Source organism: Klebsiella sp. 18074 (genome assembly GCF_902705905.1).
Classification (GTDB): Bacteria; Pseudomonadota; Gammaproteobacteria; order Enterobacterales; family Enterobacteriaceae; genus Klebsiella; species Klebsiella terrigena.
In genome coordinates this window covers 1-18,867 of record NZ_CACSIS010000012.1, presented here as the reverse complement: position 1 = coordinate 18,867, position 18,867 = coordinate 1, and the positions used below count along the sequence as shown (strand labels likewise).

The following is an 18,867-nucleotide window of genomic DNA, read 5'->3' as shown; positions in this document are numbered from 1 at the left end:
GGGGCTGCAGGCTATTCGGCCCGATTAGCGGCCATAAATGCCAGGGTGTGGTCCCAGTCGACCACGCCCGCATCCGATCCCAGGCCGGTGGCCACCAGCGCCGCCACCGCTGACGCCACTTCGCAGGCCTCTTTTTCATTCAGCCCTCGGGCCAGCGCGGCAATAAAGCCGCCGCAGTAGCTGTCGCCGCAGCCGGTGGTGTCCACCGCCTCAACGCGCCACGGGGCGATATGCTCGACGCGGCCCTCGCGGGTCAGCAGCCAGGAGCCGTTGGCGCCGTCTTTCAAAATGCAGGTCCCGACGCCAAGGTCGAAGAAGAAGCGGGCGATCCCGGCGGGCTCGCTGCGTCCCGAGAGATAGGCGGCCTCCTCCAGCGAGGGCATAAAGTAGTCTACCGACGGCAGCAGCGGGCGCAGCAGATCCAGGGTTCGCTCATTGGGGGCGATCAGGTCGAAGCTGGTGGTGACGCCGCGAGCTTTGGCGGCCGCCAGCAGCCGCGCGCTCTGGCCCTGGTCCATTGCCGCCAGCAGCCCGGTGCCGCCGTGATGCAGAAAGCGGCAGTCGAGAATCGAGGCAAACGCCTCTTCGTCGATGAACAGGGCGTCGGAGGCGCCGCGACAGTGCAGCGCGGGCCGCTCGCCGTTCGGGCGGATGGGCAGGATGGTTGCCGAGGTTTCCTTTTGCGTCGTGCGCTGAATCATCGAGCAGTCGATCCCCAGGCGCGCGTAGCTGGCGAGAATAAAATCGGCCTTTTCATCGTGGCCAAGGCAGGCGACGGCGGCGGTGCGAACGCCGAGCTTCGCGGCGTTGATATTCGCCCCCGCGGCGGTGCCCGCCGGGTTAAGGCGAATTTGTTCGATAAAGGCCACTCCGCCGCGGGGCGGGATGTCGAGAACCGGACGGCCGGCGATATCAAGGATCGTCAGGCCGACAAAAACGGCGTCAAAGGCTGCCATAGATACTCCGTTAACGATGCTGCTGACGCAGACGCGCCTGCCAGAAAGAGAGGGCCAGCGCGACCACCAGAATGACGCCCACCAGCGCGTCTTTGACCAGGTAGTTAAGACCCATCAGGTTCAGGCCGTTATCAATAATCGCGAGGAACAGCACCCCGCCGAGGGTACCGGCGATGCTGGCCCGGCCCTGGCGGTTAAAGGCGGTGCCGATAAAGACGGCGGCAATCGCATCCATCAGATAGGACTGGCCGGCCAGCGGCGTAAACTGGCGCAGGTTAGCGGAGAGGATCACGCCGCCGATGGCGCACATGGCGGAGGCCGCCACCAGCACCCATAGCATGGTCAGCCGATCGCGGATCCCGGCGATCCGCGCCGCTTCCCCGTTCTGGCCAATGGCGCGAACGTATTTGCCAAAAAGCGTGCGTTCGGTAATCAGCCATGCCACCAGCCACAGAGCCAGCACGATAACCACCGGCGTCGGAATGCCGGCGATATTGCCTACCGCGAGATCGTGGTACTCCGGCGCCATCCGGCGATAGGAGATCGAGCCGCCGCCGTCGGTGTAGATCCGCTCGGCGCTGCTGGCAATAAACCAGGTCCCGAGCGTGGCAAGGAAGGGGCGGATCTGGCAAATCAGGATCAGAAAGGCGTTCAGCAGACCGATGATCGTCCCGCCGAGCAGGGCGTAGCCCACCGCGGCCTGCCACGGTAGGTGCCAGGTTTTCAGGGCCACCAGCGCAAAGGCGGCGCCAAAGTCGAGCGCGACGCCCACCGAGAGATCGATGGCCCCGGCGCTGACGATAAGGGTCATCGCCATCGCCACAATCAGCAGAATCGCGCTGCCCTGCAGCAGGTTGGCCCAGTTATCAACGGTCAGAAATACCGGGTTGGCCCAGCCGAACAGGGCAATGGCCAGCAGGGTGATAACGCCGAAGCCCGCCCGCGACAGATAGGCCAGCGGGCCGCCGGCGGTCTGGCCCGGCGATGAGGATTTGAGCGTCAGCTGGCTCATTGATTGCCTCCTTGATGCCTGACCGCAGATGCCGCCAGCACGATAAGGATCAGGGTGCCTTTGATGGCGCCCATCCAGAAAATATTGACCCCCAGCAGCCCGAGGCCGTTGGAGAGAGCGTTGACCAGCACCGCGCCAAGCAGCGCGCCCCAGATGGTGACGACGCGCCGGCGCGAGAAGGCGGCGCCGATAAAGGTTGCCAGCACGGTCTCCAGCAGCAGCGGCGTGGCGGTGCCGCTGGAGCTGCCCGAGCCCTGGCTTAAGAGCGGCAGGATTGCCAGAGCGGCGGCGATGCCGGCCAGCAGCCAGACGTAAACCGTCAGCCGGCGCACGTTAAGCCCGCTCATTTGCGCCATATCGCGGTTCCCGCCGACCGCCTGCAGATGCTGGCCGAAGCGCGAATGGTGCACCAGCAGTTGGAACAGGGCGAATACCGTCAGCAGGTAGATCAGCGGCCAGGGAATGCCGAGCAGCGTCTGGTCGCGAAAAGCCACCATCAGTGGATCGCTGACCGCAATGCGCCGCTGGCCGGTGAGCAAATCGGTCAGGCCGGTAAAGGCGACGGAGGTTGAGAGCGTTGCCAGCAGCGGCGGCAGCCCGGCGACCAGCACCAGCCCGGCGTTGATCGTCCCGCAGGCGAGGCACACCACCAGCGGCAGGAGGAGGAGCCACAGATAGGAGATCTGCCACTCCACCATGCCGAGGCTCAGAAGCGCGACCCCGAGCACCGCGATGGCGGGCAGCGAGAGGTCGATCCCGCCGGTGACCACGTCATCGCCGCCGACGGCAATCACGCAAACCAGTCCGAAGCAGAGAATGGCCAGCGGCACGCTCTGCACCAGCATCATGCTGATATTCTGCCAGCTTAAAAAGAAGGGCGACTGGAGGCTGAGCCAGACCAGCAGGGCAAAGAAGAGGATCAGCGGAAATTTTTCAATAAGCGTCGTCATGCCCGGCAGGCCGCGGCGCTGGATACCCGTACTCATAGCTGTTGTTCCTGTCCACCGTTAATCGTTGCCAGCAGGGCGTCGAGCGTCAGCCCCTGGGTGGTGAGATTCGCCACCAGCTCGCCGCGCCACATCACGAGGATCCGATCGCATAATCCCAGCAGCTCCGGCGCATCGCTGGAGGAGACCAGCACCGCGCGTCCGCGATCCGCCAGCTGGCGGGTACGCTGATAGATATCGCTGCGGGCGCCGATATCGACTCCGAGGGTCGGTTCATCGAGAATAAAGAGCCGCGCATCGGTGCCCAGCCAGCGGGCCAGAATCGCCTTTTGCTGGTTGCCGCCGCTCATCAAGCGCACCGGCAGCTCCGGGCGGCCGGGGCGGATAGAGAGCTGCTCAATCCAGCTGCGGGCTTTCTCCAGCGCCCGGCCCCGGTGCTCCCAGCCGAGGGTGGCGGTGTCCGACAGGGAGGCCAGGTTAATGTTATCGGCGGTGGAGAAGGGGAGGATCAGCCCCTGATGGCGGCGGTCGCGGGGCACCAGCGCCATGCCGGCGCGAATTGCCTGCTTCGGCGTGCGGATGCGCTTCGGTTGGCCGTCGATGCTAATGACGCCGCTGTCCACGCGCTTGAGTCCATAGAGAAGGTCAACCAGCACGTCGCGCCCGGCGCCCAGCAGGCCGGCGATACCGACGATTTCGCCGGGCTGAATATCAAAGGTAATGTCGCGCAGCTGATGGCCGTCGCCGAGCGCGCGTACCGACAGCAGCGGGGCGCTGGCGTCGGCTTCAGGCGGTGCGGACTGGCGCGGGGTATAGAGCTGCTCGATTTCCCGGCCGACCATCATTTTGATCAGCGCATCGGTATCCTGCAGCAGCGAGCGGTCAGGGTAGCCCACCACCTCGCCGTTGCGCAGCACGGTTCCGCGATCGCAGAGGGCGGCGATTTCGTTCAGATAGTGGGAAATATAGAGAATGGCGATCCCCTGCTCGCGCAGGCGCAGGATCGCCGAGGAGACCAGGCTGGCCTCCTGCGCTTCCAGCGGCGCGGTAGGCTCGTCAAACACCACCAGCTTCGCGGCGCCGTCGATCAGCGCCCGGGCGATTTGCACCAGCTTGCGTTCGGCAAGGCTGAGATCGCGAATCAGCCGTCGCGGGTTAATGCTCAGCTGCCAGCTGTCGCGGAAAAAGGCCTCGGTGGCGGCGTTCATGCGCTTTCTGTCCAGCGCGCCCCAGCGGTGGTGATACTCCTGGCCGAGAAAAACGGACTCGGCCACCGTGAAGTGGGCGATCAGGTTGAGTTCCTGATGGATAACCCGGATGCCCATCGCTTCGATGGCGGCAGGGTTGCCGAACGGGATCGGCGCGCCGTCGAGGGTGGCGCTGCCGCTATCGGCCTGGTACACGCCGGCAAGGATCTTGATCAGGGTGGATTTTCCAGCCCCGTTTTCGCCGATCAGGCCGTGAATTTCACCGGGATTCACAAGCAGCGTGACCGCATTTAATGCAGTCACGTTGGCAAAGCTTTTGCCGATCTGGCGCATGACCAGACCAGCGGCGGGGCGCTCCCCGCCGAAGGGTTGATTAATCACTGCAGTTCGCCATATCCCAGCTGTTTGTAGACCGCTTTCGCTTCCTGCGGACCCTTAACCGGGACCACCGGAATAAAGGTTTGCAGCGGCAGAGCCTGCTTAGCGAAGTAGTGCGCGACGTTGTCGGCAGACGTCTGGCCAATCAGGTGCGGCTGCTGGGCGACGTTAGCGACGAACGGGCTGCCGGGCTCGGCCATAATCTCCAGGGTTTCCGGGCCGGCATCGATGGCGGTGACCTTCACGTCCTTATCGCGGCCGGTCTCTTCCAGCGCCTGCACGATCCCGATGGCCGGCTGATCCCAGCAGGCGACGTGGATAGCGTCCAGTTTGCCTTTCGGATACTGGCTGAGCAGCTCGAGGGTTTTCTTACGCGCATCTTCCGGAGAGTTGGCAAACTGTTCGGCCAGCTCCGGCTGAATAATATGAATATCCGGATAATCCTTAAGGACATATTTCCACTGGTCGTAGCGGATGCCGCAAATTCGCAGAGAGCTGGAGAACGCATTAAATACCGCAACGTTGCCTTTGCCGCCTAATTCATCGGCCATATAGCGGCCAATGGTTGAACCCAGGGTGTAGTTGTCGGAGGTCGTGTTATTGACGGAGTATTTGGATACGTGGTCTACGGTAAATACCGGGATGCCGGCATCGCGCAGCGCTTTAAATTTAGGTTCAACGGCGCTGTCGCCGAGAATACTAATTACGGCATCGACCTTACGTGATAATAAAATATCGTGGTTATTGGCGTGTACCTGATTATCACGACCGCCGTCTACGCCGATGACTTTACCACCCAGTTTTTCAACCTCTGCGGTGGCGCCTTTATAGGCTTCACGATCCCAGAAGTGCTGGGTACCGACAACGGCGACGCCGATGGTTTTCCCCTGCAGCGACAGGGGCTCTGCGGCGGAGGCGCTGACGGAGACGAGCGTCATCAGACCCAGGGCAGCGGGCAGTAATTTTATTCTCTGCGACATTCTTATTATAGTCCTGTGATAAAGGTGTTTGCGGATTCGTAGCATGACAATAACGACCACGCAACCTCAAATACAAAATATGTCTAAGTTATACCAATAATGGTATATCGACGGAATAGGGCAGGGAAACTTAATTTTACCCGCTGTAACCTGAAAATATTTCATGATGGTGAAATTAAGCCATTTTTATATTGTGGGTATAAGGTAAAAGCGCTGACTTTTATTGTAAACGGTAATTGCTGCTTAATGATGGCTATATTTATGGTGGGATATGGTGAATATAACTCAAGGCTCGCGTAATGCGGATGGTTATCGGCTAAAGTGACAGGATATTATAGTGTCATCGGCATTTTATCTTCAGCCCGCTCCCGACTTATTATAGCGGCCTTTATCGGGTGACAACAAAACGGGCAACATGAATAAACAACATAATCTGGCGGTGATGCACTGGGGAACCTGGCAGGTGCAAACCCGCGATGGCGTCATTGACGCCGTCGTGCCGGTCGCCTGGGATAAAAATCCCTCGCGCATTGGCCAGTCCCTCACCGATGCGGTCACCAGCAATACGCGCATTCGTCGTCCGGCGGTGCGGGCCGGCTATCTCAAAAATGGCCCCGCGTCGCGAGAAGGTCGTGGCAAAGAGCCCTTTGTCGAGGTGAGCTGGGAGGTCGCGCTCGATCTGCTGGCCCGTGAGCTGACCTCGGTGAAGGCGCGCTGCGGGAATGAAGCCATATACGGCGGTTCCTACGGCTGGGCCAGCGCCGGGCGCTTCCACCATGCCCAGAGCCAGCTGCACCGCTTCCTCAAGTCTTTCGGCGGCTACACCGCCAGCACCAATACCTACAGCAGCGCCGCGGGGGAGCGTATTTTGCCGCACGTGCTGGGGCCGCTTAGCCCGCTGCATCGCCAGCATACGCACTTCTCCGAGCTGGCGCGGGAGTGTCAGCTGTTCGTGGCGATTGGCGGCCTGCCGCTGCGTAACGCTCAGGTGAGCGGCGGCGGCGCCAACGATCATATGCTGAAGCACTGGCTGGAGAAGATGCAGGCCAACGGCACGCGCTTCGTTAATATCAGCCCGGTCAGCAACGATCTGAGCGCCGTGAGCTCGGCGCAGTGGCTGGCGGTGCGTCCGGGAACCGATACCGCGCTGCTGCTGGCGCTGTGCTACGTCCTGATTACCGAATCCCTCTACGACAGCGGCTTTGTGGCCAGCCACACGGTGGGCTTTGCCCCCTACCGCGCCTATCTGCTGGGAGAGTGCGACGGAGTGGCAAAAACGCCGCGCTGGGCGGCGGAAATCGTGGGGATTTCCGAGCAGCAGATTATCTCCCTGGCGCGCGAGATGGCCAGCCAGCGCACGATGGTTAATATCTCCTGGTCCATCCAGCGCGCCCGCCAGGGGGAGCAGGCCTACTGGGCAACGGTCGCCCTGACCGCGCTGCTGGGGCAGATTGGCACTCCGGGTGGCGGACTGGGCTTCGGCTATGCCTGTACCAACCTGGCGGGCGCGGCGCGCAAAGCCTTTTCCGGCCCTCGTCTACCGGCGGGGAAAAATAGGGTTAACGGCGTGATCCCGGTGGCCCGGCTGGCGGATATGCTGCTGCATCCCGGCGGCGAGTATGAGTTTGACGGCCAGCATCTGCGCTACCCCGATATCCGCCTGGTCTACTGGGCGGGAGGCAACGCCTTTCACCATCACCAGGACCTTAACCGGCTCAGCGAAGCGTGGCGACGGCCGGAAACGGTGGTGGTGCACGAGCAGTACTGGACCGCGCAGGCCAAGTTTTCCGACATTGTGCTGCCGGTGACTACCTCCCTGGAGCGGGAGGATATCGGCAGCGGCGGGCACGACGGATTTATGATTGCCATGAGCGCGCAGATCCCGCCGGTGGCCGAAGCCCGCGACGACTACGCGATTTTCTGCGATCTTGCCGCCCGCTTAGGCTGCGGCGAGCGCTTCAGCGAAGGGCGAAGCGTCGAGGAGTGGCTGCGGCATATTTATGATGAGTCGCGCCCCCGGGCCCGGGAAGAGGGCATTGAGCTGCCGTCGTTTGATGATTTCTGGCAGCAGGGGGTGCTGGAGTACAGCGCGCCGGAGCAGCCGCAGGTCTTTCTGGCCGACTTTCGTGCCGACCCGCTGGGTGCTCCGCTCTCCACGCCGTCCGGCAAGATTGAGCTCTTCTCGCAAACCGTCGCCGACTTCGGCTACCGCGAGTGTCCGGGCCATCCGTGGTGGGACGAAGAAGAGGCGAGCTGGCAGAGGGAAGAGGCCAGTCGCTGGCCGCTGCATCTGCTGTCCAGCCAGCCGCGCACCCGTCTGCACAGCCAGTACGATCACGGCAGCGTCAGCCGGGCGACCAAGATTCAGGGGCGCGAGCCGCTGTGGATGCATCCCCAGGATGCGCAGGCGCGGGGGGTAACCGAAGGCAGCGTGGTGAAAGTGCATAACGCCCGCGGAGCGATTCTGGCCGGGGTGCATCTCAGTGAGGGGATCCGCCAGGGGGTAGTGCAGATGGCCACCGGCGCCTGGTACGATCCGCTGGATCCGAGCGAAAAAGGCTCGCTGGACAAGCACGGTAATCCGAACGTGCTGACCGAAGATCGCGGCAGCTCGCGGCTGGGTCAGGGCTGCAGCGCGCAGAGCTGCTGGGTTGAGATTGTCCCGTGGCGCGAGGCGCTGCCGGCGATTACCGCTTTCGATCCGCCGGCGTTTATCAGCGCGGACGCGCTGTCCTGAACGCCAGCCCGGTGGCGCAGAGCCGCCGGGCTGGACGAAGACGACTACGCCAGCCGCGGGTAGGCGTCGGCAATATCATCCCCGGTAAACTTCGCCACCCAGCCTTCCGGGTTATCGAAAATGCGGATGGCGGTGAAGTTCGGTTCCGAGCCCATATCAAACCAGTGCGGCGTGTCGGCGGGGACGGAGATCAAATCGTTCTTCTCGCACAGCACCTGGAACACCTCATTGCCGATATGCAGGCAAAACAGCCCGGCGCCCTCGACGAAGAAACGCACTTCGTCTTCACCGTGGGTATGTTCGTTGAGAAACTTCGCGCGCAGCGCCTCTTTCTGCGGGTTGTCCGCGCGCAGGCTGATGACGTCCCAGCTCTGGTAGCCCTTTTCGGCAACCAGCCTGTCAATGGCGTGCTGGTAGGCTTCAATCACCGTTTCCGGCGCTGGCGCGACGCCCAGGTCGCGGTCTGCCTGCCAGCGTTCGAAGCGGACGCCTTTGGCGTTTAGCTGCTGCTGAATCTCTTCGCCGTCGGTGCTGTGCCAGATGGCGGTTGCGGCGTCGTGGTCAGAAAAAATCGTTAATGCGCTCATGCAGGTATCTGCTCCGGATGAATGTCGTCAAAACGCTGAATCTGCGGATGATGGCTGGCGGGGTCGCGATCGCCGCGTACCAGCTGCAGGGTGCGAAAACCTGCCTCCTCGGCGGCATCCAGCTCCTGATGGATATCGGAAAGGAACAGGATAGCGGCGGGGTGATGGCCCAGCTGTTCAGCAATGTTGCGGTAGGACTGCGCGTCGCGCTTCGCCCCGACCAGGGTATCGAAATAGCCGCTGAACAGATGAGTAATATCACCTTCATCGCTGTAGCCAAATAACAATTTCTGCGCGGCGACCGAGCCTGAGGAATATACATATAAATCAATTCCCTGCGACTTCCACTTTTCCAGCGCCGGCAGAACATCGGGGTACAGATGGCCGGTAAAGTCACCGTTAAGGTAGCCATCGCGCCAGATAATTCCCTGCAGCGCCTTCAGCGCGGTGGATTTGCGATCCTCCTGCATAAAGGTAAACAGCGTCTCGATAAGCTCGGCGGTGCCGGCTGCGGGGTCGGCGATTTCGTGGCGCAGGTTATCCAGGATCGTCTTGACCGGCTCAGCGTACTGCTGGGCGGTCACGAAGCCTGCTAACCGTTCACGGGCGTACGGAAACAGAATGTTGTGTACGAAGCGAATGTCGCTGGTGGTACCTTCAATATCGGTCACGATGGCGCGGATCATGGTTTCTCCAGAGTGGGCGTTACGCCGCATTGACGGTGGCGGCAGACGGTAGCCGGCCAGACCTCATTATTTATACACGGCATTGGGCAAACCGCAGTGTGGCTTTTTGCATAATGGCGCATATAGACGTCTAAGCGTCTCGATTGCCAAATATTAACATCGTGTTATAGTGGCTTCAACAACAGCATTACAATCGGTAATAACAAAATGAGCAATAAGCCACTGATTCCAGAGAGTAAACTCCCTTCACTGGGCACCACTATTTTTAGCCAGATGAGCGCGCTTGCGCAGCAGCATCAGGCGATAAATCTTTCACAGGGCTTCCCGGATTTTGACGGGCCGCGCTACCTGCAGGAGCGGCTGGCTTTTCATGTCGCCCAGGGCGCCAACCAGTACGCCCCGATGACCGGCGTGCCGGCGCTGCGTGAAGCCATCGCCGATAAAACCGCCGAGCTTTACGGCTACCGACCGGATGCCGACAGCGATGTGACCGTGACGGCGGGCGCCACCGAGGCCCTGTATGCGGCCATTACTGCCCTGGTGCGCGCCGGGGATGAGGTTATCTGCTTTGACCCAAGCTACGACAGCTATGCCCCGGCGGTTGAGCTTTCCGGCGGCGTGCTGAAGCGCATTGCCCTGCAGCCGCCGCATTTTCGCGTTGACTGGCAGCAGTTTGCCGCTGCGCTGAGCGAGCGTACCCGACTGGTTATCCTCAATACCCCGCATAACCCGTCGGCGACGGTCTGGCAGCGCGAGGATTTCGCCGCGCTGTGGCAGGCGATTGCCGAGCGTGAGATTTACGTGGTCAGCGATGAGGTTTACGAGCATATCTGCTTTGCGGCGCAGGGACATGCCAGCGTGCTGGCCCATCCGCAGCTGCGCGAGCGAGCGGTGGCGGTCTCTTCGTTTGGTAAAACTTTCCATATGACCGGCTGGAAGGTCGGCTACTGCGTCGCCCCGGCGGCAATCAGCGCCGAGCTGCGCAAAGTGCATCAGTATCTGACGTTCTCGGTGAATACGCCGGCGCAGCTGGCTATCGCCGATATGCTGCGCCACGAGCCGGAGCACTATCGCCAGCTGCCCGAGTTTTACCAGCAGCGTCGCGACCTGTTTATCGAGGCCCTGCGCGCCAGTCGCCTCGAGATATTACCCTGCGAGGGCACCTACTTCCTGCTGGCAGACTACAGTGCGGTTTCCGATCTCGATGACGTCAGCTTTTGCCGCTGGCTGACGACGGAAATCGGCGTGGCGGCGATCCCGCTGTCGGTATTCTGCGCCGATCCGTTCCCGCATCGGCTGATTCGGCTGTGCTTTGCCAAGCAGCCGGCAACCCTGCTGGCCGCCGCGGAGCGTCTGCGCCAGCTGTAGCGCGCGGAAGTCATGTCGCTGAGAGAATTAACGATCGCCGGGCGTGATAGGCCGATCGTTAATTCTCGCTTATTACCGCTTTCGTTATTTTAATTTCTGGTGATTGGTTGGCAGATATTCATGTGGCCGATAATTAACGGCGGCCGCTATTATCGCAATGCCGCCTTTTCAATCAGCGAAGCTAAAACCGGGTGATCCATCTGCACCCGATTATAAATCATATGAATCATCGCCCGGGGAATATCCGCCGGAGCAGGGAGTACTTTCAGTCGGCGGTCAAATAGCTGCGGGCCTGACGCGACTTTTGGAATAAAACCGATGAAATCAGTCTGACTAATAATATTGAGGATGGCAATGTGTGAGTCGCTGCTGAAGGCGATATTTCGCTCGGGGAACAGTTTTTCAAGCCGGTAGTCAACCGCCTGCATTCCGGCTTCTTTGGTCAGATAGTCGGTAAAGCGCTCGCGGGAAATGGCTTTCACAGAGGTGAGGTCGGCTATGCGCGGATGATTCTGCCGGCAGACCAGCACCATCTCTATTTCCGCAAACGGCAGGCACAGGGTAGTGGGAGTGGCAAGCGGCGAGAGGCTAAAAATCAGGTCGGCTTTGCGGTAGGCGAGCAGGCTCTCCGCCGACTCCGAGGCGAGCTGAAGGTCGTGGTGCTCCACCTGCAGGTTGGGGGCGTCGTAGAGCGCGCTGATAAGCGTTGCCGAGCAGGGCGAGAGGAAAAACTGCGGGCTGTAAATAACAAAGCGTTTACTCAGCTCGGCGCCGTGGACGATATTAATCGTCTGCTCCAGCTGGTTGAGGTTTTTCTCGAGATGGCGATGAAGATTAACCGCCAGGGTGGTAGGGCTCATCCCTTTGCCGGAGCGGATAAACAGCGGATCGTTGAGCTGATTGCGCAGGCGCTGCAGCGACTGGCTGACGGCGGAAGGGGTAATAAATAAGGTTCCCGCGGCCTGGCTGATACTTAAATGCTGATAGATACATTCAAAAATAACCAGTAGGTTAAGATCGAACTTTTTAAGTTCGTAAAGTTTAGCCATGGCTAGCATCCTTTCCGTTTCTGTGTCCGGTGTGAATTATTATTTTTATTCCATTTGTTTGTTGTATTTAATTTGCGTGGCGATTGATGGACTGAATTATTTAAGGCCGGGTTTATTGGTGACTCTGAATGTATATGACCCAAAGTGATTTAGCCAGACCCTTTTGTGGCGAATAGTCTGGCTATGCGAAATATGGCGGGACGCTTTATTTTTCGCCCATCATCACCTGCAGCTTATCCGCTTCCGGTAGGCCGACAACCTGCTGCAGCATATTTTCTTTATTCATATAGTAAATAGCCGGCGTGGCGTTCGCCCCCAGCTGGTCCATCAGTTGCTGGTTCTGGTTGAGGGTGCGCATTTTCTCCTCGGGAATTTTCGCCGGGATCTCAATTTTCATTTTTCCAGCCGATTTTTCGTAATCGTGCCAGGTTTTTGCCGGATCGCGGCTGGCGAGAATGGCGGCGGCCACCGGCGTACTCTCCGGTTTGATAACCCCGACCAGCAGCGTGCGAATCTGCACTTTCCCCGACTCTACCCAGGGCCGAGCCTGCTGCCAGAACTGCTTGCAGTACGGGCAGAAGGGGTCGGCGAAGACGTAGAGAATAATCGGCGCCTCTTTTTTCCCGTCAAGCAGCCAGCTGGCGGCCTCCATCTGCTTCCACATCTTCTGGCCTGCCGGCGTATAGAGTTCCTTCTGGAACAGCTGTTCGCTAAGGTTGGTGCCGTTTTCGTCATACATGTAGCCGGAGATGGCGTGCTTGCCGTCGGGGGTGAGGTAAATAGCGACGCCCATGTCCTGATATTTACCCAGCCAGCCTTTCACTCCGCCCGGCGCTTCGAAGGGTTTAATGATGGTAATACCCTGTTTTTCTATCGCTTTTACGGGGGCAGGGAGGTCTTCTGCATAGCTGCATAAGGGTAAAAGACTCAGGAAAAGCAGACGTTTTAACATGATTATTCCTTGTAAAATCAATGGAGAAGGTACAGCAGATGATGGAACCTATCGCAGCTATAGGCAAGGCCTGCGCCCGGACAGATTGCCCTTTGCTGAGGCGGATGGTGTAATCGCCCATGCTGTTACATTAAGGTAATGTAGAGCGCAACGCATAGCCAGCCTGCCTGGCCCTGAATCTACCCTCGGGTATTTCAGGTAATAGGGCCGCCTGAAAGGGCGGCCTTTTTACTTTATCGGCCTGGCGAGTACCGCCGATTGCGCGACTTGTCCTGACGGGTTCACAAAGTTGTCTTGTTGCGGTTGTTAGATATTGCTTATTGATTTGATAATGCAAACGCATTGGTCGGGTCAGGAAAAATTCGTTACCTTAGACCTCAACGAAAACACGGAGGAAGTATAGATGTCCTTAATTAACACTAAAATCAAACCTTTCAAAAACCAGGCGTTCAAAAACGGTGAGTTCATCGAAGTCACCGAGAAAGACACCGAAGGCCGCTGGAGCGTTTTCTTCTTCTATCCGGCTGACTTCACTTTCGTATGCCCGACTGAACTGGGCGACGTTGCTGACCACTACGAAGAGCTGCAGAAGCTGGACGTAGACGTCTACTCTGTCTCCACAGACACCCACTTTACTCACAAAGCATGGCACAGCAGCTCTGACACCATCGCTAAAATCAAGTATGCGATGATTGGTGACCCGACTGGCGCCCTGACCCGTAACTTCGAAAACATGCGTGAAGACGAAGGCCTGGCCGACCGCGGCACCTTTATCGTTGACCCGCAGGGCATCATTCAGGCTATCGAAGTTACCGCTGAAGGTATCGGCCGCGATGCGTCTGACCTGCTGCGCAAAGTGAAAGCGGCTCAGTACGTTGCTTCCCACCCTGGCGAAGTTTGCCCGGCGAAATGGAAAGAAGGCGATGCGACTCTGGCTCCGTCCTTAGATCTGGTCGGTAAAATCTAAAAATTCCGGCGTCTTTCATGCCACAGGTGTGTTGGCTACGCTTAATCACCCCGGTCACTTACTTATGTAAGCTTCCGGGGATTTATAAGCTTGCCGCCTTCCTGTGACAAGAAATTCTGGGAATTTGCTTCATACACGGGTGCTTTTGGGTGCCCGTTGTATTTCAACACCATGATGCAAGCCGCATTCAGGCAGCCGCGAGGCCGCTTGCATGATGACGTTTTAAGAGAGGGATAACGAGATGCTCGAAGCAAACATGAAAACCCAGCTCAGGGCCTACCTTGAGAAACTGACCAAACCTGTTGAGCTGGTTGCGACGCTGGACGACAGCGCTAAATCGGCAGAAATCAAAGAACTGCTGGCGGAAATCGCTGAGCTGTCTGAGAAAGTGACGTTTAAAGAAGACAACACGCTCGCCGTGCGCAAACCGTCTTTCCTGATTACGAATCCAGGTTCTACCCAGGGGCCGCGCTTTGCCGGCTCTCCGCTGGGGCACGAGTTTACCTCTCTGGTTCTGGCGCTGCTGTGGACCGGCGGTCATCCGTCAAAAGAGGCTCAGACCCTGCTGGAACAGATCCGCGATCTCGACGGTGATTTTGAGTTTGAAACCTACTACTCGCTTACCTGCCATAACTGCCCGGACGTGGTGCAGGCGCTGAACCTGATGGCGGTGCTGAACCCGCGTATTAAGCATACGGCGATTGACGGCGGGACGTTCCAGAATGAGATTACCGATCGTAACGTGATGGGCGTTCCGGCGGTCTTTGTCAACGGCAAGGAGTTTGGCCAGGGGCGCATGACGCTGGCGGAAATCGTCGCGAAGGTTGACACCGGCGCGGAGAAACGTGCCGCAGAAGAGCTGAACAAGCGCGACGCTTACGACGTGCTGATCGTTGGCTCCGGCCCGTCCGGCGCGGCGGCGGCGGTTTACTCGGCGCGTAAAGGCATTCGTACCGGCCTGATGGGCGAACGCTTCGGCGGCCAGGTGCTGGATACCGTGGATATCGAAAACTACATTTCGGTACCGAAAACCGAAGGTCAGAAGCTGGCCGGGGCGCTGAAGGCTCACGTTAATGAATATGATGTGGACGTCATTGACTCCCAGAGCGCGTCGAAGCTGGTTCCGGCGGCGGTAGAAGGCGGCCTGCATCAGATTGAAACCGCCTCCGGCGCGGTGCTGAAGGCGCGCAGTATCATCATCGCCACCGGCGCTAAGTGGCGCAACATGAACGTGCCGGGTGAAGATCAGTACCGGACGAAAGGGGTAACCTATTGCCCGCACTGCGACGGCCCGCTGTTTAAAGGCAAGCGCGTGGCGGTGATCGGCGGCGGCAACTCCGGCGTCGAGGCGGCAATCGATCTGGCTGGCGTGGTTGAACACGTGACGCTGCTGGAATTCGCCCCTGAGATGAAGGCGGACCAGGTGCTGCAGGACAAAGTTCGCAGCCTGAAAAACGTCGATATTATTCTTAACGCGCAGACTACGGAAGTGGTCGGCGATGGCAGTAAGGTGACCGGACTGCAGTACCGCGATCGGCTGAGCGGTGATGAGCATCACATCGAGCTGGCGGGGATCTTCGTACAGATTGGCCTGCTGCCTAATACCACCTGGCTGGAAGGCGCGATTGAGCGTAACCGGATGGGTGAAATTATCATCGATGCGAAGTGCGAAACTAACGTCAAGGGCGTGTTTGCCGCGGGCGACTGCACCACCGTACCGTACAAGCAGATTATTATCGCCGCCGGCGAAGGGGCAAAAGCGTCTCTGAGCTCGTTCGATTATCTGATTCGTACCAAAACCGCATAATAAAAGAAAGTAAGACCGACCTGCACAGCAAAGAGGCTACCCTTGGGTAGCCTCTTTTTTTTATCGCCTTTCCACTGGTCGTCGCAGACGAAGCGGCGTATCCCGCTTATCGGACAACCATTACCGGAATATGCGCGTGGCGAATAACGCTCGAAGCGTTAGAACCGAGCAGATGGGTGCTAATAGACGGATTGCGTGAGCCAATGACCACCACGTCGGCTTTAATTTCGTTGGCCAGCTCGTTAACCATATCCCGCACGTTGCCGAAGCGTACGTGCTTTTTAATGCGTGAGGGATCGATGCTGAAGTGCCCGGCCATGGTGGTTAGCCGCGTTTCCGCTTCATGCTGCAGATGCTCTTCAAAGCGGCGCAGGTCGGCGGTGAATCGGCTCATGGTGAAGCTGGATGAGCCTGGCAATACGTGGAGCAGGTGAATAATTCCGTCCTGCTGGGCCAAAAACTCCGCATGGCGGACGGCTTTGTCGCTTAACTCCATCTCAAAAACGTCAACCGGCATAATGATTGTTTTATACATATGCATTCCTCCTTGTTCGACTGTTTCTATATCAACATATTATACAAAGATATTGTGCCATTCAGGTCGCAAAACTGTCAGGTCGGGTTCAGGGAGGCGTAAAGTTTGTCAGGGCGGGGAGGGCAGAAAGAGGATGCGAAGACACCCTCTGGATAAAGCGCAGAACGCCTCAGGCGGCGGGAGAGTTAGCGGTGAAATTCACCCGCGGCTTCCGGCTGGTACAGCAGCTCGAGGACTTCGAGGTGCGCAGAGGCGCCGCCCGGTAATTCCCAGTGAATGGCGCTGCCGACCTTCAGGCCGAGCAGTGCGGCACCGACGGGGGCGAGTACCGAAAGCTGGGTGGCGCTATCGGTGACCTGGGAGGGGAAAACCAGGGTGCGCACGCGCTCTTCGCCGTTGGACAAATCACGGAATCTGACGGTGCTGTTCATGCTGACAACATCATGCGGCATCGCTTCTGGCGCCAGCATTTGTGCGCGATCCAGCTCGTCGTTCAGCGCATCGGCGACCGGAGAACTGGCGAACGCCGGCTGCTCGAGCAGCCTGTCGATGCGTTCGGCATCGAGCTCATTAATGATGATGGTGGGTCTGGTCATTGCATACTCCATGTTATCCAGGAACCTGTCCGTAAAAGAAAACCCTCACCGAAAATGGCAAGGGTTAATGTCTTCCCATCATACTGAGACTTGTCGGCGGTTTGAAGTGATTAAACGCACATTCAGCAACGATCGCGAAAGGAGGCAGATGAAATTTATGCTACTGCCGTCACAGCCAGAAAAATTGTCTTATCCTTTTATGCGGTATCAGGCTCGCCCCTTCCACTACATGCAGGAGACTCTATGAGCGGTTTTGACAAACTTACTCTCGATGACGGCAGCTATCTGTATTTCAAAGATTGGGGGAGCGGGCAGCCGGTTGTTTTTAGCCACGGCTGGCCGCTAACGGCCGACGCCTTCGAAGACCAAATGCTGTTTCTGGCTGATAACGGGTTTCGGGCGATCGCCCACGATCGCCGCGGCCATGGCCGATCGGCCCAGCCCTGGGACGGCCACAATATGGATACCTATGCTGACGATCTGGCTCAGCTGACGGCGCATCTCGACCTGCGCGACGCGGTGCACGTGGGCCATTCCACCGGCGGTGGCGAGGTGGCGCGCTATATCGGGCGCCACGGGACCGAAAGGGTGGCCAAAGCGGTGCTTATCAGCGCCGTGACGCCGATAATGATCCGCACGGATTTCAACCCGGGCGGCGTGCCGAAGGCGGTATTTGACAGCATCAGGGAGGGCGTTATCGAGGACCGCGGCGCGTTCTTCTATGAGCTGACCGCCGCGTTCTACGGCTACAACCGCGACGGGGCCAAAGAGTCAAAAGCGGTGCGCGAAGGGTTCGTCGAACAGGGGCTGCAGGGGTCGATTAAGGCGCTTTATGACTGTATCAAAGCCTTCTCGGAAACCGATCTGCGCGAGGATCTGCGCAAGATGACCATTCCAACCCTGGTTATCCACGGCGATGACGACCAGATCGTGCCTTTCGAAACCTGCGGTAAAGCGGCGGCGAAAATATTGCCTGACGCCAGATTAACCGTCTACAAAGGCGGGTCGCACGGGATTTGCACGACCCACAAGCATCAGATTAATCAGGATTTACTGGCGTTTATTCGCGAATGAAGTCCCCGCGGCAGCTGGCGCCGCCGCATGATTAAGTGCCGACCTTATCCACAACAAACTGCTTGGCGCAGTTGCCCGGATGGGGCTGGGGCAGGAAGGAGTCGGCGGAGAGCGGCGTATTGATGGCCGCGGCCTTGATGGCTATTTGTATTTCGGTTAAATAGGCCGGATTGCCGCTGCAGGTCAGCTTGAAGGCCTTAACGCTCTGTTTCCCCCAGGCCTCGGCGATGGCCGCATCGAAGTCGTCGCGGCTGACGCTCTGTCCGTAGTGCTTCGCGAGGAATGCCCCGATGGCGCTGTGCTTCACTTCGCCGCCGAGGCGGACCATGGTGCCGAAGTAGCTGTCAGGATCGAAGCCAAAACAGACGCCGTGTTTTGCGTATTCGTAGCGCTCAAGGCACGAGTTGCCGCCGGAGCCGGGCATCACGCCGTTGAGCTTATTGGCCATCTCCAGCGACAGGCCGGTTTCCGCTGCCTGGCATTTCCGTCCGGCTTTGACCTCCGGCATATTGGGTATTGGGCGCGTGGCGCAGCCAAAACGCATCCAGCGGCGATCGTCCACGCCGCGAGCGGCGATGGATTTCGGCAGACCCGGCCACAGGCCGTGTACGGTGAGATAATCGGTTTTGTTGGCCGTTTCCTGCTGCAGGCGGCACTCTTCCGGTTCGCCGCGGTTTCGGTCATGCATGCTCTGGCAGAAACCGGTTTGCCAGGATAAGGCCAGTACGTAGCGGTCGAAATCGCCGTATTGTGTTGCGGTGAGCGGTTCAGCGCCGACCTGAGTTGCCGTTAGCAAGAGGGCAATGGCGACGAAATCCTTCCTGAACATTTTTATTCCTGATAGTGGATGGTAATGAGTTCCTCGAATTATTAAAGCATAAAAAAGGCGCCTGCTGGCGCCTCAGACTGCTGACTAACCCCACTTTTTTAGGTGGGGTTCTTCTTTTCTAGCGACCGCAGGTCGCGATCGCTATATTTTTCCATGACCTCGCCATTTGAACATTCAGCTCGCTCAAGGCGGTTTTCGG

Annotated in this window: 17 protein-coding genes; 5 read left to right on the top strand and 12 right to left on the bottom strand. The window is 58.8% G+C overall.

The genetic code is table 11. The features are described from left to right. Positions 1 to 11: 11 nt before the first annotated feature. The 5 genes from GVK32_RS13320 to GVK32_RS13300 are packed head-to-tail and all read right to left on the bottom strand — an operon-like array spanning position 12 to position 5,481. The gene (locus GVK32_RS13320; protein WP_159868416.1) at positions 12 to 956 is read right to left on the bottom strand and encodes a carbohydrate kinase family protein; all 945 of its coding nucleotides are present in this window, start codon (positions 954 to 956) and stop codon (positions 12 to 14) included. 10 nt (positions 957 to 966) lie between these two features. Further along, complete coding sequence (locus tag GVK32_RS13315; RefSeq protein ID WP_159868413.1) at positions 967 to 1,968, bottom strand: ABC transporter permease; 1,002 nt, start codon at positions 1,966 to 1,968, stop codon at positions 967 to 969. Further along, positions 1,965 to 2,954 carry an ABC transporter permease gene (locus GVK32_RS13310; RefSeq protein WP_159868410.1) on the bottom strand — a complete coding sequence of 330 codons (990 nt, stop codon included), beginning with the start codon at positions 2,952 to 2,954 and terminating at the stop codon, positions 1,965 to 1,967. The genes GVK32_RS13315 and GVK32_RS13310 overlap by 4 nt, the downstream gene beginning before the upstream one ends. Continuing rightward, positions 2,951 to 4,456 carry a sugar ABC transporter ATP-binding protein gene (locus GVK32_RS13305; RefSeq protein WP_200842875.1) on the bottom strand — a complete coding sequence of 502 codons (1,506 nt, stop codon included), beginning with the start codon at positions 4,454 to 4,456 and terminating at the stop codon, positions 2,951 to 2,953. The genes GVK32_RS13310 and GVK32_RS13305 overlap by 4 nt, the downstream gene beginning before the upstream one ends. Positions 4,457 to 4,500: 44 nt before the next feature. After that, complete coding sequence (locus GVK32_RS13300; protein WP_123706985.1) at positions 4,501 to 5,481, bottom strand: sugar ABC transporter substrate-binding protein; 981 nt, start codon at positions 5,479 to 5,481, stop codon at positions 4,501 to 4,503. A gap of 415 nt (positions 5,482 to 5,896) precedes the next feature. On the opposite strand from GVK32_RS13300, the gene GVK32_RS13295 reads away from it, so the two are divergent. Then, a complete protein-coding gene (locus GVK32_RS13295) occupies positions 5,897 to 8,218 on the top strand; it encodes a molybdopterin-dependent oxidoreductase (protein WP_159868404.1) in 2,322 nt (773 codons plus the stop codon). Between the two features lie 44 nt (positions 8,219 to 8,262). On the opposite strand, the gene GVK32_RS13290 is transcribed toward GVK32_RS13295, so the two are convergent. Both GVK32_RS13290 and mtnC read right to left on the bottom strand, forming a co-directional pair. Then, positions 8,263 to 8,805: an acireductone dioxygenase gene (locus tag GVK32_RS13290; protein ID WP_045854441.1), complete on the bottom strand. Its 543-nt coding sequence runs from the start codon at positions 8,803 to 8,805 to the stop codon at positions 8,263 to 8,265. Continuing rightward, a complete protein-coding gene (mtnC, locus tag GVK32_RS13285) occupies positions 8,802 to 9,491 on the bottom strand; it encodes an acireductone synthase (protein WP_159868401.1) in 690 nt (229 codons plus the stop codon). The genes GVK32_RS13290 and mtnC overlap by 4 nt, the downstream gene beginning before the upstream one ends. 222 nt (positions 9,492 to 9,713) lie before the next feature. Here mtnC and GVK32_RS13280 point away from each other — a divergent pair, with 222 nt between their 5' ends. After that, on the top strand, positions 9,714 to 10,859 hold the full coding sequence (locus tag GVK32_RS13280) for a pyridoxal phosphate-dependent aminotransferase (RefSeq protein ID WP_166793770.1): 1,146 nt from the start codon (positions 9,714 to 9,716) through the stop codon (positions 10,857 to 10,859). A gap of 149 nt (positions 10,860 to 11,008) precedes the next feature. On the opposite strand, the gene GVK32_RS13275 is transcribed toward GVK32_RS13280, so the two are convergent. Together GVK32_RS13275 and dsbG are read right to left on the bottom strand one after the other, a co-directional pair. Next, positions 11,009 to 11,908 carry a LysR family transcriptional regulator gene (locus GVK32_RS13275; RefSeq protein ID WP_159868398.1) on the bottom strand — a complete coding sequence of 300 codons (900 nt, stop codon included), beginning with the start codon at positions 11,906 to 11,908 and terminating at the stop codon, positions 11,009 to 11,011. A gap of 205 nt (positions 11,909 to 12,113) precedes the next feature. Continuing rightward, on the bottom strand, positions 12,114 to 12,860 hold the full coding sequence (gene dsbG, locus GVK32_RS13270) for a thiol:disulfide interchange protein DsbG (protein WP_159868395.1): 747 nt from the start codon (positions 12,858 to 12,860) through the stop codon (positions 12,114 to 12,116). 403 nt (positions 12,861 to 13,263) lie between these two features. On the opposite strand from dsbG, the gene ahpC reads away from it, so the two are divergent. Together ahpC and ahpF are read left to right on the top strand one after the other, a co-directional pair. After that, the gene (gene ahpC / locus GVK32_RS13265; RefSeq protein ID WP_159868392.1) at positions 13,264 to 13,827 is read left to right on the top strand and encodes an alkyl hydroperoxide reductase subunit C; all 564 of its coding nucleotides are present in this window, start codon (positions 13,264 to 13,266) and stop codon (positions 13,825 to 13,827) included. 241 nt (positions 13,828 to 14,068) lie between these two features. Then, a complete protein-coding gene (ahpF, locus tag GVK32_RS13260) occupies positions 14,069 to 15,634 on the top strand; it encodes an alkyl hydroperoxide reductase subunit F (RefSeq protein ID WP_159868389.1) in 1,566 nt (521 codons plus the stop codon). 106 nt (positions 15,635 to 15,740) lie between these two features. Here the strand turns inward: ahpF and uspG are convergent, their stop codons facing one another. Both uspG and rnk read right to left on the bottom strand, forming a co-directional pair. Continuing rightward, a complete protein-coding gene (uspG, locus tag GVK32_RS13255; RefSeq protein ID WP_041144564.1) occupies positions 15,741 to 16,169 on the bottom strand; it encodes a universal stress protein UspG in 429 nt (142 codons plus the stop codon). 185 nt (positions 16,170 to 16,354) lie between these two features. Next, positions 16,355 to 16,765: a nucleoside diphosphate kinase regulator gene (gene rnk, locus GVK32_RS13250; RefSeq protein WP_041144565.1), complete on the bottom strand. Its 411-nt coding sequence runs from the start codon at positions 16,763 to 16,765 to the stop codon at positions 16,355 to 16,357. A gap of 243 nt (positions 16,766 to 17,008) precedes the next feature. On the opposite strand from rnk, the gene GVK32_RS13245 reads away from it, so the two are divergent. After that, complete coding sequence (locus tag GVK32_RS13245) at positions 17,009 to 17,839, top strand: alpha/beta fold hydrolase (RefSeq protein WP_159868386.1); 831 nt, start codon at positions 17,009 to 17,011, stop codon at positions 17,837 to 17,839. Between the two features lie 31 nt (positions 17,840 to 17,870). On the opposite strand, the gene rna is transcribed toward GVK32_RS13245, so the two are convergent. Beyond that, on the bottom strand, positions 17,871 to 18,668 hold the full coding sequence (gene rna / locus GVK32_RS13240; RefSeq protein WP_159868383.1) for a ribonuclease I: 798 nt from the start codon (positions 18,666 to 18,668) through the stop codon (positions 17,871 to 17,873). Positions 18,669 to 18,867 lie beyond the last annotated feature (199 nt).

Excerpts from the sequence above, each read along its gene's own strand:
- GVK32_RS13320 (WP_159868416.1), bottom strand. The coding sequence starts at position 956 with ATGGCAGCCTTTGACGCCGTTTTTGTCGGCCTGACGATCCTTGATATC.
- GVK32_RS13315 (WP_159868413.1), bottom strand. The coding sequence starts at position 1,968 with ATGAGCCAGCTGACGCTCAAATCCTCATCGCCGGGCCAGACCGCCGGC.
- GVK32_RS13310 (WP_159868410.1), bottom strand. The coding sequence starts at position 2,954 with ATGAGTACGGGTATCCAGCGCCGCGGCCTGCCGGGCATGACGACGCTT.
- GVK32_RS13305 (WP_200842875.1), bottom strand. The coding sequence starts at position 4,456 with ATGCGCCAGATCGGCAAAAGCTTTGCCAACGTGACTGCATTAAATGCG.
- GVK32_RS13300 (WP_123706985.1), bottom strand. The coding sequence starts at position 5,481 with ATGTCGCAGAGAATAAAATTACTGCCCGCTGCCCTGGGTCTGATGACG.
- GVK32_RS13295 (WP_159868404.1), top strand. The coding sequence starts at position 5,897 with ATGAATAAACAACATAATCTGGCGGTGATGCACTGGGGAACCTGGCAG.
- GVK32_RS13290 (WP_045854441.1), bottom strand. The coding sequence starts at position 8,805 with ATGAGCGCATTAACGATTTTTTCTGACCACGACGCCGCAACCGCCATC.
- mtnC (WP_159868401.1), bottom strand. The coding sequence starts at position 9,491 with ATGATCCGCGCCATCGTGACCGATATTGAAGGTACCACCAGCGACATT.
- GVK32_RS13275 (WP_159868398.1), bottom strand. The coding sequence starts at position 11,908 with ATGGCTAAACTTTACGAACTTAAAAAGTTCGATCTTAACCTACTGGTT.
- dsbG (WP_159868395.1), bottom strand. The coding sequence starts at position 12,860 with ATGTTAAAACGTCTGCTTTTCCTGAGTCTTTTACCCTTATGCAGCTAT.
- ahpC (WP_159868392.1), top strand. The coding sequence starts at position 13,264 with ATGTCCTTAATTAACACTAAAATCAAACCTTTCAAAAACCAGGCGTTC.
- ahpF (WP_159868389.1), top strand. The coding sequence starts at position 14,069 with ATGCTCGAAGCAAACATGAAAACCCAGCTCAGGGCCTACCTTGAGAAA.
- uspG (WP_041144564.1), bottom strand. The coding sequence starts at position 16,169 with ATGTATAAAACAATCATTATGCCGGTTGACGTTTTTGAGATGGAGTTA.
- rnk (WP_041144565.1), bottom strand. The coding sequence starts at position 16,765 with ATGACCAGACCCACCATCATCATTAATGAGCTCGATGCCGAACGCATC.
- GVK32_RS13245 (WP_159868386.1), top strand. The coding sequence starts at position 17,009 with ATGAGCGGTTTTGACAAACTTACTCTCGATGACGGCAGCTATCTGTAT.
- rna (WP_159868383.1), bottom strand. The coding sequence starts at position 18,668 with ATGTTCAGGAAGGATTTCGTCGCCATTGCCCTCTTGCTAACGGCAACT.